This is a genomic window from Kribbella sp. NPDC050820, assembly GCF_040653975.1.
Classification (GTDB): Bacteria; Actinomycetota; Actinomycetes; order Propionibacteriales; family Kribbellaceae; genus Kribbella.
This window is the reverse complement of sequence record NZ_JBFAHB010000001.1, coordinates 371,039-388,693: the sequence shown is the minus strand read 5'-3', so window position 1 is coordinate 388,693 and position 17,655 is coordinate 371,039. Positions and strand designations below refer to the sequence as shown.

The window sequence follows — 17,655 nt, the reverse complement described above, 5'->3', positions numbered from 1 at the left end:
AGCGGAGCAGCGCATGCCAAGTCCAGTTCCACTCGGCGAAGCGATCGCCGCCCACGTGCACGACGGCGACACCGTGGCGCTCGAAGGCTTCACCCACCTGATCCCGTTCGCGGCCGCCCACGAGATCGCCCGGCAGGGCCGCCGGCACCTGACGCTCGTCCGGATGACGCCCGACCTCATCTACGACCAGCTGATCGGGCTGGGCGTCGCGGACGAGTTGGTGTTCTCGTACGGCGGCAACCCGGGCGTCGGCTCACTCCACCGACTCCGGGACGCGGTCGAGAAGCACTGGCCGCACCGGCTGGTCGTGCACGAGCACAGCCACGCCGGGCTCGCCAACGCGTACGTCGCCGGCGCGGCTCGACTGCCGTTCGCCGTACTGCGGGGATATCGCGGGACGGATCTGGAGGAGCAGCGGGACATCATCAGCCGGGTCACCTGCCCGTTCACGGGTGAGGAACTGGCCGCGGTGAAGGCGGTGAACCCCGACGTCGCCGTCATCCACGCGCAACTGGCGGACCGCGACGGCAACGTCATGCTCTGGGGCATCACCGGCGTCCAGCGTGAGGCCGTACTGGCGGCGAAGCGGGCAATCGTCACCGTCGAAGAGGTCGTGGCCGAGTTCCCGGAGCACACCGGCGCGGTCGTGCTGCCGAACTGGGTGCTGTCGGCCGTCAGCGTCGTACCGGGTGGAGCCTGGCCGTCGTACGCCGCCGGGTACTCCGTTCGCGACAACGACTTCTATCAGCAGTGGGACGCGATCTCCCGGGACCGTACGGCGTTCCTGGAGTGGGCGCGGGCCAATGGACTTCCGGCCGCGCAGGAGGTGGTTGCAAATGCCTGACAGCTGGGACAGCGCCGACATGATGAACGTGGCGGCTGCGCGGGAGTTGCTGGACGGCGACGTCTGCCTGGTGGGGGTCGGGCCGCCCAACCTCGCGGCGAACCTGGCTCGGCGGACGCATGCGCCCAGCTGCCGGCTGGTGTACGAGTCGGGTGCCATCGATGCGAAGCCGCGGCGGTTGCCGTTGTCGATCGGGGACGACGATCTGGCGGCGACGGCGACCGCGGTGGTGTCCGTGCCCGAAATGTTCAACTACTGGGTCGGCGCCGGGCGGATCGACGTCGGATTCCTCGGGGCGGCGCAGATCGACCGGTTCGGGAACATCAACACGACCGTGATCGGCGCGCACGAGAACCCCAAGACCCGGCTGCCGGGCGCGGGTGGTGCGCCGGAGATCGCGGCCGCGGCCGGGCGGGTGATCGTGATCGTGAAGCAGTCGCCGCGGACGTTCGTCGAGCAGGTCGACTTCGTGACGTCCGTCGGCTACGGGCCGACCGGGCGCGAGCGGCAGGCGCCCGGTGCCGGTCCCACGCTGGTCATCACCGATCACGGCGTACTCGAACCGGATCCGGAGACCAACGAGCTCACGCTCACCAGGCTGCATCCGGGGGTGACCGTCGAGCAGGCCCGCGCCGCGACCGGCTGGCCGCTCAAGGTTGCCGACAGCATCAAACAGGTCGATCCCCCGACCGACGTCGAGTTGGCCGCCCTGCGCCGGCTCCGCAACCGGGAGGAGCTCGATGCCTGAGACGGCGGATGGATTTGAGCACACGTTCCTGCCAGGGCGAGTGGTCCTCGGCGCCGGAGCGCTCGACCGAGTGGCCGCTGAGGTCGAGACGCTCGCAGTACGGCGGGTGTTGCTGATCGCCACCCGGTCGGCGCGGGACGCGGCGGACGTGGTCGAGGTCGAGCTGAAGGACCGCTTCGCCGGCCGGATCGACGGGGTCACGCAGCACGTGCCGACCGAGGTCGCCGAGAACGCCCGCGCCAAGGCACGAGAGGTCAACGCCGACGGGGTTGTCGCGATCGGCGGCGGATCGGCGATCGGGCTGGCCAAGGCGATCGCGTTGGCGACCGGAGCACCGATCGTGGCAGTTCCGACGACCTATGCAGGGTCGGAGATGACGCCGGTCTGGGGACTGACGTCGAGCGCAGGTAAAACCACCGGCACGGATCCGAAGGTGCTGCCACGTACCGTCGTCTACGACCCGGTCCTCACTCTGCACCTACCGAAGAACGTCACGGCCGCGAGCACAGCCAACGCGCTCGCCCACTGCGTCGAGGCGGTCTGGACGCCGAAGGCCGACCCGATCACCGAGACGCTCGCGGTCGAAGCAGCCCGCGCACTCACCACCGGACTCCGAGCAGTCCTCCAAGAACCAACCGACGTCGAGGCCCGAAGCAACCTCCTGTACGGCGCCTGCCTGGCCGGCCAGGCGTTCGCGAACTCGGGCTCGGACCTTCACCACAAGCTGTGTCACTACCTCGGCGGCACCTTCAACCTTCCGCACGCCGAGACCCACGCGGTAGTCCTCCCCCAGGTCACCAGAGCCAAGGCGCCGACCGTCCCCAGGGCGAAAGCCCGACTGGAAGAGGCCTTGCAGACAAGCGATCTGGCCACTGGCCTGTTCGACCTGTTCGCCGAGGCCGGTATCCCGACCAGCCTGAAGCAGCTCGGCCTCACCCAGGACCAGGCACAGGATGCCGCCAAGGCCTTCGACGCCGACGACATCGTCACCCGCGCCTGGGAGGGCACCAGGCCTGAAGGAGCAGTCAGATGAGATCCGCCTACATCCTGGACGCGGTCCGCACCCCGGTCGGCAAGCTCGGCGGCGCCCTCGCGTCCGCCCGCCCCGACGACCTCGCCGCCGCCACCCTCAAGGAGCTCGCGGCCCGCAAGCAGCTCGACCCGCAAGAGCTGGACGACATCTTCCTCGGCAACGCGAACGGCGCCGGCGAGGAGAACCGTGACGTCGCGCGCATGGCCGCGCTGCTCGCCGGCTTCCCCACCTCCGTTCCCGGTACGACGGTCAACCGCCTCTGCGGCTCCGGACTCGAAGCGGCGATCCAGGCGGCCCGGGCGATCGAGACGGACGACGCCGACCTGGTGATCGGCGGCGGCGTGGAGTCGATGAGCCGAGCGCCCTGGGTGCTGCCGAAGCCGGACCGCGCGTACCCGCACGGCAGTCTGACGGCCGAGTCGACGTCGCTCGGCTGGCGACTGGTCAACCCGAAGATGCCGAAGGACTGGACGATCTCGCTCGGCGAAGCGACCGAGCGGTTGGCGGAGAAGCACAACATCACCCGCGAAGCGCAGGACGTCTTCGCGCTCGAGAGTCACGAGAAGGCCGCCAAAGCGTGGGCCGCCGGGACCTTCGAGGCCGAGCTCGTGCCCTGGGACCGCCTTGACGTGGCCGGACCGCCGCTGACCAGGGACGAGTCGATCCGCGACGGCGGCACCCCCGAGACGATGGCCAGACTCAAGCCGGCGTTCCGACCCGATGGCACCGTGACTGCCGGCAACGCCTCGACGTTGAACGACGGCGCATCGGCTGTGCTGATCGGCAGTCGGCAAACAGCTGACCGGCTCGGCATCACGCCGATGGCGCGGATCGTCAGCAGGGCGGTCCACGCGGTCGATCCGCAGTACTTCGGGATCGGGCCGGTCGAGGCGTCCAACAAGGCTCTGCGGAAAGCAGGCATCGGCTGGGACGACCTGACGCTGGTCGAGCTCAACGAGGCCTATGCGGCCCAGAGCCTTGCGTGCCTGCAGCAATGGCCCGAGCTGGACCGCGACAAGGTGAACGTGAACGGCGGAGCGATCGCTCTCGGCCATCCGCTCGGCAGTTCCGGCACCCGCATTCTGACCACCCTCGCGCACGAGTTGGTCCGCCGCGGCGGTGGCTTCGGCCTGGCCACGCTGTGCATCGGCGTCGGCCAGGGCCTGGCGATGGTGATCGAAGCGTGAGGAGCAACCAGATGGACCTGCAAGGCGACGACCTGACCGAGGCGGTGGTCGCGAGCTTCGACCAGAGCGTCGATCCGCGCACCAAGACCGTGATGAGCGCGCTGGTGCGGCACCTGCACGCGTTCGCCCGGGAGGTGGAGCTGACCGAGGAGGAGTACTTCACCGCGATCGACTTCCTCACCCGGACCGGCCAGATCTCGACCGGCACCAGACAGGAGTTCGTGCTGCTGGCCGACGTACTCGGGTTGTCGATGCTGACCGTCGGCCTGGAGAACCGCAAGCCGCCGGAGGCCACCCAGTCGACCGTGTTCGGGCCGTTCTTCGTCGAAGGATCGCCGGAGGTCGAGCTCGGCGGCGACATCGCGAACGGCGCCCCCGGACAGCCCTGCCTGGTGAGTGGGCGCGTCCTGAACACCAAGGGCGAGCCGGTCGCCAAGGCGAAGGTGGAGACCTGGCAGGCCGACGAGGAAGGCTTCTACGACGTCCAGAAGGACCTCGACGGACCGCAGAACCGCGGCCACCTGGCGACCGATGCCGACGGCAACTACGCGTTCTGGGCGGTGAAGCCGGTCGCCTACCCGATCCCGGACGACGGCCCGGTCGGCGAGCTGCTCCGGGCCGGCGGCCGCGGGCCGATGCGGCCGGCCCACATCCACTTCATGGTCACCGCCCCCGGGTACGCCCGGCTGATCACCCACGTGTTCGCGGCCGGTGACGAGTACCTCGCGAACGACGCGGTGTTCGGCGTCAAGGACTCGCTGATCGCCGACTTCACCGAGCATCCGGCCGGCTCCCCCGCGCCGGACGGCACGACGCCCGACGAGCCCTACTTCACCGTCCACTACGACTTGGTGCTCGCCACCACCGAGGAGACGCAGTGATCACCACGGATGTCCTGATCGTCGGCAGTGGCCCGGCCGGCGGCGCCGCGTCGCTGTTCCTGTCCACGTACGGCGTCGACAACGTCGTCCTCACCCGGTACGGCTGGACCGCCAACACGCCGCGCGCGCACATCACCAACCAGCGCACGATCGAGCTGATGCGGGACATGGGCATCGAGGACAAGGTGATGGACAACGGCACCGAGCACGCGCTGATGGGTCAGACCGCGTTCTGCACCAGCCTCGCCGGCGAGGAGATCGGCCGGATCCGCACCTGGGGCACGCATCCGCGCCGGCTGGCCGACTACACCGAGGCGAGTCCGACGCTCCCCTGCGACCTGCCGCAGACGCTGTTCGAGCCGATTCTGCTCAGTACTGCGGCCAGCCGGGGAGCCCGACTGCGATTCAACACGGAGTATCTGAGCCTCGAGCAGGACGACGACGGTGTCACTGCGACGGTCCGCGATCGGCTGAGCGACACGACGTACCAGATCCGCGCCAAGTACCTGATCGGCGCGGACGGTGGCCGGAGCAAGGTGGCGCAGGACGTCGGCCTGCCGATGGCCGGCGCGATGGACATCGAGGGCTCGATGAACATCGTCTTCGAGGCCGACCTGTCCAGGTACGTCGCCCATCGCCCGAGCGTCCTGTACTGGGTGCTGCAACCGGGCGCGCAGATCGGCGGGATCGGCGCCGGGCTGATCCGGATGGTCCGGCCGTGGAACGAGTGGCTGATCGTCTGGGGGTACGACATCAACCAGCCGGCGCCCGTGGTCGACGAAGCGATGGCGACCGAGATCGTGCACAACCTGGTCGGCGACGACACCATCGACGTGAAGCTGAAGAGCACGTCGGTCTGGAGCGTCAACCACATGTACGCTGAGCAGGCGACGGTCGGCCGGGTGTTCTGCATGGGTGACGCGATCCACCGGCACCCGCCGAGCAACGGCCTCGGCTCGAACACCTCGATCCAGGACGCGTACAACCTGGCCTGGAAGCTCTCGCTGGTGCTCAAGGGGCACGCCTCACCGGGCCTGCTGACGACGTACGACGAGGAACGCGTGCCGATCGCCCGGCAGATCGTGGAGCGGGCGAACAAGAGCCGCACCCAGTTCGGCCAGATCTTCCGGGCCCTCGGGATGACGCCGGACGCGCCGGCCGGGCGGACGATCGAGTCTCGCAAGGACGACACCCCGGAGGGCGCCGCCCAGCGCGAGGAGCTGCGGACGGCGATCGAGCTGAAGGACTACGAGTTCAACGCCCACGGGGTCGAGCTCGGCCAGCGGTATCGGTCGGCTGCGGTGATCGCCGACGGTACGGCGGAACCGTCGTACGAGCGTGATCCGGAGCTGTACTACCACCCGACGACCTGGCCGGGCGCCCGGATTCCGCACTGCTGGCTGACCCGCGGCTCGGAGACCGTGAGCACCCTCGACGTCGTCGGCAAGGGCCGGTTCACGCTGCTCACCGGGATCGGCGGCGGCGCGTGGGTGAAAGCGGCACAGTCCGTCTCGGAGCGCCTCGGCGTACCGATCGAGCCGTTCGTGGTCGGCCCGGGTCACGAGTTGGACGACCTGTACGGCGACTGGGCCCGGGCGCGGGAGATCCCGGACGAGGGCTGTCTCCTGGTCCGCCCGGACGCGCACATCGCCTACCGCGCGTTCGACCTCCCCGAGGACGCCACCGACGTACTCGAACAGGTGATGAACACACTGCTAGGCGGCCTAGGCCGCTGAGGTTGCTTGGGCCTCCCGGAGGATTCGGTCGAGGATCGCCGCGATCTCGGCGGTCTCGGCGTCGAGCAGGGTGATCAGGGCCACCCGCGAGGTTTCCGTGCGCGCCTCCAGCGCCGCTGCGCTCAGGGCGCGCACGGTCCCGAGCTCATGGATCAGTTCGTCCCACAGAGAACTCATCAACTACCCCCTTTTCCCGTCACAAACCCAGTACGGCATGCACGATGCACGCCGCCCCGCCCGAGTTGGGGCTGACTTTGGTCGAGAAGCCTCACTTCCACCTCAACAACGTGGAACGAGCCGCCGGGATTACGGCTTCTGGTCGAAGGTGTGGCGGCGGATCCAGGCGTGCAGGGCGATCGCGGCGGCGGCACTGGCATTGATGGAGCGGGTGGAGCCGAACTGGGCGATGGACAGTACGGCGCTGCAGATCGCGTGCGCCTCGTCCGTCAGCCCCGGGCCTTCCTGGCCGAACAGCAGGATGCAGGCCGCCGGGAGCTCGTAGGTCTCCAGCGGGACCGAGCCGGGCAGGTTGTCGATGCCGATCACGGGCAGCCGATGCTCGGCGGCGTACGACGCGAGGTCCCCGAGGCGCGGGTGGTGCCTGACGTGCTGGTAGCGGTCGGTGACCATCGCGCCGCGGCGGTTCCACTTGCGGTTGCCGACAATATGGACCTCGGCGGCCAGGAAGGCGTTCGCAGTCCGGACGACCGAGCCGATGTTCAGGTCGTGCTGCCAGTTCTCGATCGCGACGTGGAACGGATTCCGCTGCGTGTCCAGGTCCGCGACGATCGCCTCGAGCGTCCAGTACCGGTACTTGTCGACCACGTTCCGTCGATCGCCGTGTGCGAGCAGTTCCGGGTCGAACCGTGGATCGTCAGGCAGATCGCCCTGCCACGGGCCCACGCCGACCTCGTTCGGGCCGACCATGTCGGATACCTTCCCCGCCCCACCGCCCCGGTCGTCTGCACCGATCAGGTCCCGCTTTGAGTCTCCAGGAAGCTCATGCACAGGTTGGGACGCTACCCTGTCCGCGTGCTTTCTCTTGTCGCGATGCTGATGCCGAACTGGATGGACCCGGAGTACCTGCTGACCTGGCTGGGTGACTGGTCCCTCTGGGGCACGGCTGCGGTCGTGTTCATCGAGTGCGGGTTGCTGTTCCCGATCCTGCCCGGTGACTCGCTGCTGTTCGCCGTCGGCCTGTTCATCGCGCACGGCACGATCGACGTGCCGCTGTGGCTGGCCTGCGTGATCCTGACCGTCGCGGCCTTCCTCGGCAACGTGTCCGGCTACTACATCGGCCGGGTGCTCGGCACCACGCTGTTCACCAACCCGAACGCGCGGTTCCTGAAGCCGAAGTACATCGAGGAGACGCACGCGTTCTTCGAGAAGTACGGCCCGCGGGCGCTGGTGCTGGCCCGGTTCGTCCCGATCGTGCGCACCTTCATCACGGTCGTGGCCGGCGCCGGCAAGATGGACCCGCGGAAGTTCTTCGTCTGGACCGGCGTCGGCGCCGTCCTCTGGGCCACCGGCCTGACCCTGCTCGGCCACGCCCTCGGCCAGGTCAAGTTCATCCACGAGCACCTCGAGTCGGCGATCCTGCTGATCGTCCTGGTCTCCGTGGTCCCGATGTTCGTCGAGTGGTTCCTCGCCAAGCGCCGCGCCCGCAACGCCCCCGCCGAGCCGGCCGCCGACGCCCCCAAGCACGCGGCGAACAACGTCAGCGAGTGATCTCGCGCCACCGCGCCAGACACAACTCCAGCGGCACCGACGGCACTCCCTGGCCAAGCGCCTCGAACGGCTCTCCGGCCAGTAGCCGCTGGACGTCGTCCGGCCTGATCCGGGCGTGCTTGCTGACGAACTGCCGCTCGGACACGTCGATCCGTACGTCGAGCTCCCTCAGCTGAGCCTGGATCCGCGAGACGCCGTAGAACTCGGGCTTCGCGCCCTTCTCCAGCCAGCGCCCGTACCCGAGCACCGTGGTCTCGATGGGCACCTCGCGCATGGCAGCGCTGACCAGGCCGAGCTCCTCGCGCAGCTCGCGCTCCATCCCGGCCGCCACAACGTCGGTCAGCCGATCGCGACCCTCGACGTCCAGCGGCTCCAGGCTCCCGGAACCGCTCGGGGCGACCAGGCCCGCGGACGATCGCGACCCGACGCCCTGGTGCACCAGCACCATCCAGCCGTCCGAGGTCAGCGCGACCGTGGAGACACCGACCTGGTTGCCGAGCTCCGTCGCGGTCAGCGGGATCAGCCGGCCGTCGTCGGCGATCAGGTGCCGGGTGATGTCCGCGACGGACCGCCCGAGCCGCCGGCTCATCCACTGGTGCCCGGCCAGGTAGTTCGACGCCATCATGTCGAAGTACCGGACCGGCTGCAGGTGGACGGCGCCGCCGGCCGGATCGGGATCCTCGCCGAGGCCGATGTTCAGTCCGTCGAACGGCGGAGCCGCCGTACGCGACCGCTGGGACCGGGCCAGCGCGATCACGGCCGGCTTGATCGCCGCCAGGTCGGGCGGAAGCGAGTACTGCCGCGGATCGAGCACGACCGGCCGGTCCAGGCTGCGGTCGACCGACGGGCTGGTGACCACGCGACCCTGCGAACAACGGACCAGCTGCCAGTCACCTTGCAGGACGACGTCCGGAATCGGCTGGTCGATCGTGTACAGGTCGTTGAGCTCCTTGCGTACGTCGATCCAGTCGCTGACCAGCGGGATCAGACCCAGCACGGCCAGCACGATCGCGATCACGCCGGTCCCGAGGCTGTCGACGCCCAGCGCAAGCACACCGGCCAACGACAACGCCGTACCGGCCATCACCGCCCAGTTCTTCGCCAGCAGCAGTCGCGCCCAGCCCCACGAGGCCGAGAACCGATGCCGCAACCACAGTCGCGTCCCGTGCCGGATCGGCTGAACCGGAGCAGAACCGGCCGTCTCGATGTCTCCCACGAGGCGCAATTATCAGGGCTGTCAGTGCGCGAAGGGGAAGTGGGGGTGGGACCAGACCCAGTCGGTGGTGAGGGTGGTCAAGAGGGCTACTTCGACTGCGGGGCGGAGGAGGGGGCCTACCACCTGGCCGGAGTCGAGTGAGCAGGCCACTCGGATCCGGTCTGCCGCCTGGTACCAGACCAGCGCCCCCCGTGGCGCCGCGCCCTCTTCGAGGAGGGCATGGTGGCCGAGCCAGCGCACCGCGTCGGCGGGATCGTGCCAGCCGCTGTCCTGGGCGTAGCCGAAGGCCATCCGCTGGAACTTGAGCGGCCAGTCCTGCCAGGCCGTCGATCCCACCCGCTCCAGCTGCCAGTTCAGTGCGGCCTCGGTGTCCCGCGGGTTCGCCACCCGCCGTTCCACGACAACCTCCCCCCAGGCCATAGCCAAGTTCCTTCCCCCGCGCCCCCGAACCCGCCGGCCTGTGTTGCCGTGGTGGGACAGATCCTGGTCGACGGGGATACACCCGCCGTACATTCAGCCGGCCGCGGTTGTGGTGTCGAAGGTGGCGAGCTCGCGCCGGCACTCGGCGGCGCGGATGTCGTTGCCGGCCTGCTGCCAGACCCGTGCGGCCCGGTCGAGCGTACGGCGGGCTGCGTCGAGGTTGCCCGTGGACAGGTACAGCTGCCCGAGGTGCTGCGCCGCCTGGCCCTCGACGCTGCGGTCGCCGAGCCGATGCCCGATGTCGATCGAGTCGAGCAGCATCTTCCGCGCGGCCGCCACCTCACCGCGTTCCATGAGCGTCTGCCCGAGGTCGGCCCGGGTGTACGCGGCGCAGTGGTCGTCGCCCATGCCGTTGAAGATCTTCAGCGCCACCCGCAGTTGCCGGACGGCCTCGTCGTACTTGCCCTGGCGCGCCCGCACTGCCGCGATCCGACGCCGTACCTTGGCCTCGCGGTGGCTGTCGACCCGTCGTACGGCGATCAGGAAAGCCTGGGCCAGGTAGCGCCCGGCCGTCACGGTGTCGTCGCGGGCCAGCCAGATGTTCGCGATCGCGGTCCGGGCCAGGGCTTCGGCGTTCGCGTTGCCGACCTCGACGAACGCCTCGACCGCGCTCTCGTACTGCGTGAGCGCTTCGTCCCGCCGGCCGCGTTCGCGCAGCCAGGTCCCGAGGCCGACCTTCGCGATGCCCTCGCCGAGCCGGTCGCCGACCTCGGTGGACAGCTGCGCGGCCCTATCGAGGTGTTGCCAGGCGGTGTCCCAGTCGTCCTGGTACAGCGCGAGCTGGCCGAGGTTGCGGTGCATGATCGACTCGCCTCGCCGGTCCCCGCAGGCGCTCGCGCTGAGCAGACCCTGCTGGTGCGACCCGTTCCAGTCGTCGAAGCCGGCCCGCATGTCCAGGTACGGCGCCCATGCCGAGGCGATCCGCCACGCCTGGTCGTGCAACCCGTTCTGCGCGGCCGCCCGGATCGCCGGCACGAACGTGCTGCGCTCGCTGTCGAACCACGCGATCGCGTCGGTCTCGGTGAACGGCGACGGGTCCGGTCCGGTCACCGGCCCGGTGTGCTCCAGGACGCCGAAGTACACGAAGGCGAGCGCGGCGTTGGCCCGGCGGATCTTGTTCAGGATCGCGTCCAGCACGGTCGTGACGTCCCGGACTGCCTGCGCCTTCTGCTCCTCGTCACCGACCCCGATCGCGTGCAGCCGGAGCAGGTCGTGGACCCGGTAGCGCGCCGTACCGCGGTGGTCGACCGAGCTGATCCGGACCAGGTTGACCTCGATCAGCCGGTCCAGACTGCGCCGTACGGCGGCCTCCGACGCGACCGCCTCGAGCGCACGAGCCGAGAACACCCCGACCGCGAAGTGGCCGATCAGCCGGTAGAGCCGGGCCTCCCCCGGGTTCAGCGCGTCGTAGCTGAGATCCGCACTGGTCCGTACGGCGAGCTCGCCGATGCTGAGCTCGTCGAGCCGGGACGTCTCGTCGCGCAACCGCCGGGCCAGCTCACGCGGACTCAGGTCCGGTCGCTGAGCCAGCCGGCTGCCGACGATCCGGATCGCCAGCGGCAGGTTCGCGCAGGCAGCCAGGATCTCCTCGGCCGCGGGCGACGTCCGGTCGACGCGGCCGGCGCCGGCCACCAGGTCGAGCAGCGCGGCCGCCTCGGCGTCGTCGAACGTGTCCAGCGGCATGCTGTCCGCACCGGCCAGGTCCATCAGCCGGTTCCGGCTGGTGACGACGACCGCGGACGCGCCGGTACCGGGCATCAGCGGCGTCACCTGACTCGCCGTGGCAACGTCGTCGAGGATGATCAGCACCCGGCGGCTGGCCAGCTCGGACCGCAGCATCGCCGACCGCCGCTCGGGGTCGGTGGGGATCGCGTAATCGGGCAGGTTGAGGCTGAGCAGCAGATCGGTGAGCGCTGCCGCCGGATCCCGCGGCTGCGTCGCGCCGTGCATGTCCAGGTAGATCTGCCCGTCCGGGAAGTACTCCCGGACCAGATGGCCGAGCCGAACGGCCAACGAGGTCTTCCCGGTCCCGGGAGCACCAGAGATGACCGCAATCGGCGGACGGACCGGGTCACGGCCACAGACCAGGTCGCGCAGCTGGTCCAGCTGGTCCTGGCGACCACTGAAGTCGGGCAGGTCGAGCGGGAGCTGACTCGGCGGTCGCTGCGGGTCGGTCAGCTCCGGCGCCGCCATCGGGCCTGGCTGTGTGGCGTCCGGCTGGCCGCGTTCCGTCGTACGCGCGGCTGGGATGCCGGGGTTGGGCCAGTTGGCGGAGCGGCCGTTCTGGGCGCGGGCACCGGCGGCCTCGAGCTCCGGACCGGGCTTGATGTCGAGCTCGTCCGCGAGAGTCTGCAGAGCCTTGGCGTACGCCGCCCGCGCTTCACCGACCCGTCCTGCGGCCAGGAGCGCGTCGACGAGTCGCCGCCAGAGTTGCTCGTCATACGGGTCGTCTGTGAGGCGTGCGCTGAGCAGGACGGCCGCACCACTCGCGTCGCCAAGCTCCAGGCGCAGATCCAGGAGCGAGTCGACCAGACCGCGGTGCTGCGCCTCCAGACGGGCCAGCGAGCCCTCCCACGCGGCCGGAATCGACAGGTCCTCGAGTGGACGGCCACGCCAGAGCGCGTAGGCCCGCGACAGCACCTGCATGGCCTGGCGGCCCTCACCGGCGTCGCGGAGGTGACCGCCCTCGGCCAGCAGCGACTCGAACAGGCTGGCGTCGAGCTCGTCGACACCGACCTCGATGCTGTAGCCGGCGGCCGACGTGTCGATCGGGGCGGGCAGCCCGGCATCCTGCAGGACACCACGCAGCGCCCGGACGTAGGTGCGGATGTTCGCCGTCGCAGAGCGCGGCGGAGTGTTCTCCCAGAGCGCGTCGGCGATCAGATCGGTCGAGACGAACCGGTTAGGGTGCAGCAGCAACGTTGCCAGCAGTTGCCGCGGCTTGGCCGCCCGGAGCGGCTGGCCCTGGACGTGGACGAGGCGCAGAGGTCCGAGGATTCCGTACCTCAGACTGTCCACTCGCCTGCCCTCTCCGCTCGAACCGGCCCATTTTGGCATCCCGCCGTACCCGCCGGAAAGGCCGATGTACGCCGGATGTATCTCAGTGCGGCACTGTTGACACAGGTACCGGGGGGAGGGCAGGCCCGGGTGTGACGACTGACCGCCGTCGCTCCCGGGTCCGGCACTGGGCGAGAGTTCGGGTTCGGGGGACCCGGACCACGGGGAACCGGTGCCTACCGGTCACCGGTGAACGGCGGCTGTCCGTCCTGCGGCGCGGGGGAACCCGCAGGCGGGCCGCCCACCGGTGGCTGGCCCTGGTACCCCGGCTGGCCCTGGTACCCCGGCTGGCCCGGCTGCTCGTAGCCCGGGAACTGCGGCTGCGCCTGGTAGTTGCCCTGGTCACCCGGAATCTGCGGGTGGATCTGGCCGGACGACTGCGGCCCTGGCTGCATCTGCGGCGGCGCCTGCTCACCGGCGACCGAGCCGATGGTGCCGAACGAGACCTGCGGGACCGAGCGCACCTGCTCGTCCTTGACCTCGAAGTAGCCGGCCTTCTCGAACTTGAAGCCGTTCGCGATCAGGTTCGACGGGAACGCCTCGACCCGGGTGTTGTAGTCGCCCACGTTGGCGTTGAAGAACCGCCGGCCGGCCGCGATCCGGTCCTCGGTGTCGGTCAGCTCGCGCTGCAGGTTGAGGAAGTTCTGGTTCGACTGCAGCTGCGGGTAGGCCTCGACCGAGACCATCAGCTGACGCAGCGCACCGGACAGCTCGCTCTCCGCCGCAGCCCGCTGCTCCGGCGGCGCGCCCTGCACGTTCACCGCCTGGGTGCGCAGCCGGGCGACCTCCTCGAACACGTGCCGCTCGTGCGCGGCGTACGCCCGGACCGTCTCGACCAGGTTCGGGATCAGGTCGTAGCGCCGGTGCAGCTCGACGTCGATCTGCCGCCAGGACTCCTGGATCAGGTTCCGCTGCTTGACGAACCGGTTGTACGACACGATCAGCGCGAGTCCCACAATCACGACGACCGCAACGATCGCGATGATGACGAAGGTCAGCATTCCCCTGCTCCCGAGTGTTGGCGATGCACAGGAGCGACTCTACGGCTGATCCGTGTCAGGAAGAGGGCGTCGCAGGGTTCTCAGACGCCCTCTATGTCTGCGGCGGCTGCGGAGCGCGCGGGTCCACGCCGGCGTAGTCGCGCCAGACGTACGGCGGGACCTGCTCGAGAACCTGCTGCAGCAGCGACAGCCGGTTCATCACCTCGGCCGGGTTGTGCGCGCCCTGGTCCCAGCCGACCAGGGAGTTGCCCTCCACCCGCCAGCCGATCTCGCCGCGGGCCAGCAGCAGCTCCATCATCCGCGGTGTCACCACCGCGTGCCCGAACCGCTCGTCGTCCGCCTTCACCCGGAACGCCCGGTTGAACTGGTCGCTCTCGAACTGGATGTCGCGGAACCCGAACGCGTTCGCCACCGCCCCGCCGAAGATCCCCTCGTGGGTGACCTCCAGGTGCGGCAGCACACCGGGCAGCTGGAGCACGACGACGCCGAACTTGTGCGTCGTCGTACGGCGATGGCCCTTCGAGTTCCTGGTGTGGGTCTGGTAGCTGTAGTCGAAGGCAACCATCTGGTGCCCGTTGAAGGCGCCGGACAGCACGTTCGTCGCGCGCCGGTTGTCACCGGCCTGGAACGGCGTGCCCGCCCACTGGTTGGCCAGCCCGTTGTTGGCCGGCACGTACGACCAGCCGTTCTGGCCGGCGAACGCGGCGAACTGCTCGCGGCGCTTCTTCGCCGCCATGTAGTTGAAGTAGAAGATCCCGGCACCGACGACGACGGCGATCAGGATCATCACGACCGGGTTGAGCTCCATCAGAGACCCAGGTCCTCGAGGCCGAACACCGAGCGGTACTCCAGGCCTTCCGACTCCACCTTCTCCTGCGCCCCGGTCGCCCGGTCCACGATCACCGCGACCGCGACCACCTCGGCGCCGGCCTCCCGCAGCGCCTCGACCGCAGTCAGCACCGAGCCGCCGGTGGTGGAGGTGTCCTCGACCGCGAGCACCCGGCGGCCCTTCACGTCCGGCCCTTCGATCCGCCGCTGCAGGCCGTGCGTCTTCTCGGCCTTGCGTACGACGAACGCGTCCAGGCGACGGCCCGTCTGGGCGGCCGCGTGCAGCATCGACATCGCGACCGGGTCGGCGCCGAGGGTCAGTCCGCCGACCGCGTCGTACTCGAGATCCTCGGTCAGCTCGAGCATCGCCGGGCCGATCAGCGGGGCCGCGGCGGCGTCCAGCGTGATCCGGCGCAGGTCGACGTAGTAGTCGGCTTCCTTCCCCGACGCCAAGGTCACCTTGCCGTGCACGACGGCCTTGGATTTCACCTGCTCCAGCAGCGCGTCCCGGTCGTAGCTCATGGCGCACAAGCCTAGATCACGGGGCAGTTCAGGCCTTCTTGCTCCCCGCATGGCGACAAGTATGCAGTTGAACTGCAAAGGCTGTGTACGACGTGTCGATGGACGCCGGTGGTTGCCCGGGACGACGATGTGGACGATCGTCGAAGGTGGAGGTGTGCCGTGAAGGCACTCGTGAAGGCCGAGGCCAAGCCCGGCCTGTGGTTGCAGGACGTGCCCGAGCCCAAGATCGAGGCCGACGAGGTGCTGATCAAGGTGCTCCGCACCGGGTTGTGCGGCACCGACCTGCACATCCAGAGCTGGGACCACTGGGCGCAGAAGAACGTGCCGGTGCCGATGGTGACCGGGCACGAGTTCGTCGGCGAGGTGGTCGAGATCGGCGTCGGTGTCCGCGACGTCGCTATCGGTGACCTGGTGAGCGGCGAGGGTCACCTGGTCTGCGGCCGCTGCCGCAACTGCCGGGCCGGCCGCCGCCACCTGTGCATCAAGACCCGCGGCCTCGGTGTGCACATCCCAGGCGCCTTCGCCGAGTACGTCGCTCTGCCCGCGAGCAACGCATGGGTGCACAAGGACCCGGTCGATCTGGATGTCGCCGCGATCTTCGACCCGTTCGGCAACGCCGTACACACCGCACTGTCGTTCCCGCTGGTCGGCGAGGACGTGCTGATCACCGGCGCCGGGCCGATCGGCGTGATGGCCGCCGCGGTCGCGCTGCACGCCGGCGCGCGCAACGTGGTGATCACCGACCTGTCGGAGTACCGGCTGGACCTGGCCCGCAAGATCGGCGTCACCCGCGCGGTCAACGTCGGCGAGGAGTCGATCGCCGACGCGCAGCAGGCCCTCGGCATGCGGGAGGGGTTCGACGTCGGGATGGAGATGTCCGGGCAGCCGGCCGCGCTGCGGGACATGCTCGCGAACATGACGCACGGCGGCCGGATCGCGATGCTCGGGCTGCCGTCGGACGAGATCGCGATCGACTGGAGCACGGTGGTGCTCAACATGCTGACCATCAAGGGCATCTACGGCCGGGAGATGTTCGAGACCTGGTACTCGATGTCGGTGATGCTGGAACGCGGCCTGGACCTGACCCCGGTGATCACCCACCGGTTCGGGTACGGCGACTTCGAGCACGCCTTCGAGGTCGCCCGGCAGGGGCAGTGCGGCAAGGTGATCATGGACTGGACTCGCGACACGTTGGAGGAGAAGCACTGATGTTCGGGCGGATGCGGGACGACCTGACGACGACCATCGGCGAGATCCGGGACGCCGGGCTGTACAAGTCCGAGCGGGTGATCACGTCACCGCAGCAGTCGCTGATCTCCGTTGCCACCGGCAATGAGGTACTGAACTTCTGCGCGAACAACTACCTCGGGCTGGCCGACCACCCCGAGGTGATCGCGGCTGCCCGGGCCGCCCTGGACCAGTGGGGCTTCGGGATGGCGTCGGTGCGGTTCATCTGCGGCACGCAGCAGATCCACAAGGACCTGGAAGGTGCCCTGAGCAACTTCCTCGGCAGTGAGGACACGATCCTCTACAGCTCCTGCTTCGACGCCAACGGCGGCCTGTTCGAAACGCTGCTCGGCGCCGAGGACGCGGTCATCTCCGACGAGCTGAACCACGCCAGCATCATCGACGGCATCCGGCTGTCCAAGGCGAAGCGCTACCGCTACAAGAACCGCGACATGGCCGACCTTGAGGCCCAGCTCAAGGACGCCGCCGACGCCCGCTACCGGCTGATCGCCACCGACGGCGTCTTCTCGATGGACGGGTACGTCGCCCCGCTCGACGAGATCTGCGACCTGGCCGAACGGTACGACGCCCTGGTCATGGTCGACGACTCGCACGCGGTCGGCTTCGTCGGCCCCGACGGCGCCGGCACCCCGTCGCTCTTCGGCGTCAAGGACCGCGTCGACGTCATCACCGGAACCCTCGGCAAGGCCCTCGGCGGCGCCTCCGGCGGCTACGTCTCCGGCCGCCGCGAGATCGTCGAGCTGCTCCGCCAGCGCTCCCGCCCCTACCTGTTCTCGAACTCCCTGGCCCCGTCGGTGACCGCCGCGTCCCTGAAGGCCCTCGAGCTCATCGGCGGTTCCAGCGACCTGCGCGACAAGCTCACCGCCAACACCAAGCTGTTCCGCACCAAGATGACCGAAGCCGGCTTCGACGTACTCCCCGGCGACCACCCCATCTCCCCCGTCATGATCGGCGACGCCGCCGAAGCCGGCCGCCTGGCTGACAAGCTGCTGGAGCTCGGCGTCTACGTGATCGGCTTCTCCTACCCCGTCGTACCGCACGGCAAGGCCCGGATCCGCGTCCAGCTCTCGGCCGCCCACTCCACCGAAGACGTCGAGCGCGCCATCGCCGCCTTCATCGAGGCCCGCGCGGCGCTCGCCGGGTAGA

Annotated in this window: 17 protein-coding genes; 9 read left to right on the top strand and 8 right to left on the bottom strand. The window is 69.5% G+C overall.

What is annotated here, in order from left to right; all coding sequences use genetic code 11:
* Positions 1 to 13 precede the first annotated feature (13 nt).
* The 6 genes from AB0H36_RS01940 to AB0H36_RS01915 are packed head-to-tail and all read left to right on the top strand — an operon-like array spanning position 14 to position 6,429.
* Positions 14 to 844, top strand: a complete 831-nt coding sequence (locus tag AB0H36_RS01940; RefSeq protein WP_360514847.1) for a CoA-transferase — start codon at positions 14 to 16, stop codon at positions 842 to 844.
* On the top strand, positions 837 to 1,592 hold the full coding sequence (locus AB0H36_RS01935) for a CoA-transferase (protein WP_360514844.1): 756 nt from the start codon (positions 837 to 839) through the stop codon (positions 1,590 to 1,592). The genes AB0H36_RS01940 and AB0H36_RS01935 overlap by 8 nt, the downstream gene beginning before the upstream one ends.
* Positions 1,585 to 2,625 carry a maleylacetate reductase gene (locus AB0H36_RS01930; protein ID WP_360514841.1) on the top strand — a complete coding sequence of 347 codons (1,041 nt, stop codon included), beginning with the start codon at positions 1,585 to 1,587 and terminating at the stop codon, positions 2,623 to 2,625. Before AB0H36_RS01935 ends, AB0H36_RS01930 begins: the two co-directional genes overlap by 8 nt.
* The gene (locus AB0H36_RS01925; RefSeq protein WP_360514838.1) at positions 2,622 to 3,812 is read left to right on the top strand and encodes a thiolase family protein; all 1,191 of its coding nucleotides are present in this window, start codon (positions 2,622 to 2,624) and stop codon (positions 3,810 to 3,812) included. The genes AB0H36_RS01930 and AB0H36_RS01925 overlap by 4 nt, the downstream gene beginning before the upstream one ends.
* Before the next feature lie 11 nt (positions 3,813 to 3,823).
* The gene (locus tag AB0H36_RS01920; protein ID WP_360514835.1) at positions 3,824 to 4,693 is read left to right on the top strand and encodes an intradiol ring-cleavage dioxygenase; all 870 of its coding nucleotides are present in this window, start codon (positions 3,824 to 3,826) and stop codon (positions 4,691 to 4,693) included.
* Positions 4,690 to 6,429 carry an FAD-dependent monooxygenase gene (locus AB0H36_RS01915; protein WP_360514832.1) on the top strand — a complete coding sequence of 580 codons (1,740 nt, stop codon included), beginning with the start codon at positions 4,690 to 4,692 and terminating at the stop codon, positions 6,427 to 6,429. Before AB0H36_RS01920 ends, AB0H36_RS01915 begins: the two co-directional genes overlap by 4 nt.
* Here AB0H36_RS01915 and AB0H36_RS01910 read toward each other — a convergent pair.
* Positions 6,418 to 6,606 (bottom strand): hypothetical protein, encoded by a 189-nt coding sequence (locus AB0H36_RS01910; RefSeq protein ID WP_360514828.1) that lies wholly within the window; start codon positions 6,604 to 6,606, stop codon positions 6,418 to 6,420. The two genes, AB0H36_RS01915 and AB0H36_RS01910, sit on opposite strands and share 12 nt — an antisense overlap.
* A 129-nt stretch (positions 6,607 to 6,735) precedes the next feature.
* A complete protein-coding gene (locus AB0H36_RS01905; protein WP_360514825.1) occupies positions 6,736 to 7,356 on the bottom strand; it encodes a TrmH family RNA methyltransferase in 621 nt (206 codons plus the stop codon).
* Between the two features lie 105 nt (positions 7,357 to 7,461).
* Here AB0H36_RS01905 and AB0H36_RS01900 point away from each other — a divergent pair, with 105 nt between their 5' ends.
* A complete protein-coding gene (locus AB0H36_RS01900) occupies positions 7,462 to 8,157 on the top strand; it encodes a VTT domain-containing protein (protein ID WP_360514822.1) in 696 nt (231 codons plus the stop codon).
* Here AB0H36_RS01900 and AB0H36_RS01895 read toward each other — a convergent pair.
* From AB0H36_RS01895 to pyrE, 6 genes are all read right to left on the bottom strand, one after another.
* Positions 8,147 to 9,373 (bottom strand): hypothetical protein, encoded by a 1,227-nt coding sequence (locus AB0H36_RS01895; protein ID WP_360514819.1) that lies wholly within the window; start codon positions 9,371 to 9,373, stop codon positions 8,147 to 8,149. The genes AB0H36_RS01900 and AB0H36_RS01895 overlap by 11 nt on opposite strands.
* Positions 9,374 to 9,394: 21 nt before the next feature.
* A complete protein-coding gene (locus AB0H36_RS01890; protein ID WP_360514816.1) occupies positions 9,395 to 9,793 on the bottom strand; it encodes a hypothetical protein in 399 nt (132 codons plus the stop codon).
* A 93-nt stretch (positions 9,794 to 9,886) separates the two neighbouring features.
* Positions 9,887 to 12,871, bottom strand: coding sequence for a BTAD domain-containing putative transcriptional regulator (locus tag AB0H36_RS01885; protein WP_360514813.1), 2,985 nt, complete (start codon positions 12,869 to 12,871; stop codon positions 9,887 to 9,889).
* A gap of 215 nt (positions 12,872 to 13,086) precedes the next feature.
* Entirely contained in the window at positions 13,087 to 13,911 is an 825-nt protein-coding gene (locus tag AB0H36_RS01880) for a LemA family protein (RefSeq protein WP_360514810.1), read from the bottom strand.
* Between the two features lie 91 nt (positions 13,912 to 14,002).
* Entirely contained in the window at positions 14,003 to 14,719 is a 717-nt protein-coding gene (locus tag AB0H36_RS01875) for a hypothetical protein (protein WP_360514807.1), read from the bottom strand.
* Positions 14,719 to 15,261, bottom strand: a complete 543-nt coding sequence (pyrE, locus tag AB0H36_RS01870) for an orotate phosphoribosyltransferase (protein WP_360514804.1) — start codon at positions 15,259 to 15,261, stop codon at positions 14,719 to 14,721. Before pyrE ends, AB0H36_RS01875 begins: the two co-directional genes overlap by 1 nt.
* Positions 15,262 to 15,420: 159 nt before the next feature.
* Here pyrE and tdh point away from each other — a divergent pair, with 159 nt between their 5' ends.
* Positions 15,421 to 16,470, top strand: a complete 1,050-nt coding sequence (gene tdh / locus AB0H36_RS01865) for an L-threonine 3-dehydrogenase (RefSeq protein ID WP_360514801.1) — start codon at positions 15,421 to 15,423, stop codon at positions 16,468 to 16,470.
* Positions 16,470 to 17,654, top strand: a complete 1,185-nt coding sequence (locus AB0H36_RS01860) for a glycine C-acetyltransferase (protein ID WP_360514798.1) — start codon at positions 16,470 to 16,472, stop codon at positions 17,652 to 17,654. The genes tdh and AB0H36_RS01860 overlap by 1 nt, the downstream gene beginning before the upstream one ends.
* Position 17,655 lies beyond the last annotated feature (1 nt).

What these genes read in the sequence shown, in the direction of transcription:
- AB0H36_RS01860 (WP_360514798.1), top strand. Translation starts at nt 16,470, where the DNA reads ATGTTCGGGCGGATGCGGGACGACCTGACGACGACCATCGGCGAGATC.
- AB0H36_RS01935 (WP_360514844.1), top strand. Translation starts at nt 837, where the DNA reads ATGCCTGACAGCTGGGACAGCGCCGACATGATGAACGTGGCGGCTGCG.
- AB0H36_RS01910 (WP_360514828.1), bottom strand. Translation starts at nt 6,606, where the DNA reads ATGAGTTCTCTGTGGGACGAACTGATCCATGAGCTCGGGACCGTGCGC.
- pyrE (WP_360514804.1), bottom strand. Translation starts at nt 15,261, where the DNA reads ATGAGCTACGACCGGGACGCGCTGCTGGAGCAGGTGAAATCCAAGGCC.
- AB0H36_RS01925 (WP_360514838.1), top strand. Translation starts at nt 2,622, where the DNA reads ATGAGATCCGCCTACATCCTGGACGCGGTCCGCACCCCGGTCGGCAAG.
- AB0H36_RS01930 (WP_360514841.1), top strand. Translation starts at nt 1,585, where the DNA reads ATGCCTGAGACGGCGGATGGATTTGAGCACACGTTCCTGCCAGGGCGA.
- AB0H36_RS01890 (WP_360514816.1), bottom strand. Translation starts at nt 9,793, where the DNA reads ATGGCCTGGGGGGAGGTTGTCGTGGAACGGCGGGTGGCGAACCCGCGG.
- AB0H36_RS01940 (WP_360514847.1), top strand. Translation starts at nt 14, where the DNA reads ATGCCAAGTCCAGTTCCACTCGGCGAAGCGATCGCCGCCCACGTGCAC.
- AB0H36_RS01920 (WP_360514835.1), top strand. Translation starts at nt 3,824, where the DNA reads ATGGACCTGCAAGGCGACGACCTGACCGAGGCGGTGGTCGCGAGCTTC.
- AB0H36_RS01875 (WP_360514807.1), bottom strand. Translation starts at nt 14,719, where the DNA reads ATGGAGCTCAACCCGGTCGTGATGATCCTGATCGCCGTCGTCGTCGGT.
- AB0H36_RS01905 (WP_360514825.1), bottom strand. Translation starts at nt 7,356, where the DNA reads ATGGTCGGCCCGAACGAGGTCGGCGTGGGCCCGTGGCAGGGCGATCTG.
- AB0H36_RS01880 (WP_360514810.1), bottom strand. Translation starts at nt 13,911, where the DNA reads ATGCTGACCTTCGTCATCATCGCGATCGTTGCGGTCGTCGTGATTGTG.